We start from the raw sequence: 983 nt of genomic DNA on the forward strand, positions 1-983 counted from the left end.
CCCGGTACAGCACGGCGAAATCGCCGTAGCTCCGTGCGCCTTGCTCCACGGCGGAAGCAATGTACTCCACAATGGCTTCGGCTTCCTCGTCGGCGGTGTAAGGGCGAAGGTACCGGGGCTGGCTGCCGCCTTGCACCGCCGCCCGCAGCGTTTTGGAACGCCGCCGCGTGTTGCCTTTGATAATCCCGTTGCCAAGGCCGATGATGGCGGGCCCGGAACGGTAGTTGATGTCGAGCGTAATGACCTTGGCATCTGGGTACAGCTTCTCGAACTCCAGAATGAACTCGCTCCTCGCCCCATTAAACGAGTAGATTGTCTGATCGTCGTCGCCCACCACCATCAGATTGTTCAGGGGACGGGCGATCATGCGGATCAGCTCATACTGCAGCATATTCGTATCCTGAAATTCATCAACCATAATATACTTGTATTTTCTTTGCAACTCCGCAAGCAGCTCCGGCCGTTCCAGCAGCATCCGGTAGGCATGCAGCAGCACGTCGTCGAAATCGATTTTGCCATGATCCTGCTTCCACTGCTCGTAGCGCTTCAGAATCTCCTTGATTTCCTTATCCGCATTCGTAAGCTGGGGAAGGGTGTCTACGCCGCCCATGTTCATTTTGCAGGACGAGAGAAGAGAGAGCAGGCTTTCCGGCGGATACGCATCTTTGGGCAAGCCCAACTCGCGCATGATCGCTTTAAGCAGAATATGCTGGCGGCGTGTATCGTGGAAAATCTCCTGCCCGGCCCCCTGCCTTCGCAGAAAGTACAGAAAAAAAGAATGAAATGTGCGGGCCTGCAGCCCCGAAATATCCCGTCCGCCGATTCCCGGGAGCCTGCCGATCCGCTCCCGCATTTCTGCCGCCGCCCTGCTGGAGAACGTCAGCAGCAGCAGGCATCCGGGAGGAACGCGGCGAACGGACAGTAAATAGCCGGTCCGGCACACCAATACGCTCGTCTTGCCGGACCCCGCCCCCGCCAGCGTC

At 58.0% G+C, this 983-nt stretch carries 1 protein-coding gene; it reads right to left on the minus strand.

Features of this window, described 5'->3' with window-relative positions; genetic code table 11:
* The coding region (locus tag L691_RS0102315; protein WP_025688526.1) for an ATP-dependent helicase at positions 1–983 on the minus strand (983 nt) is incomplete at both ends.

Origin of the sequence: Paenibacillus zanthoxyli JH29 (assembly GCF_000520715.1) — a bacterium.
GTDB classification, from domain to species: Bacteria; Bacillota; Bacilli; order Paenibacillales; family Paenibacillaceae; genus Paenibacillus_AQ; species Paenibacillus_AQ zanthoxyli.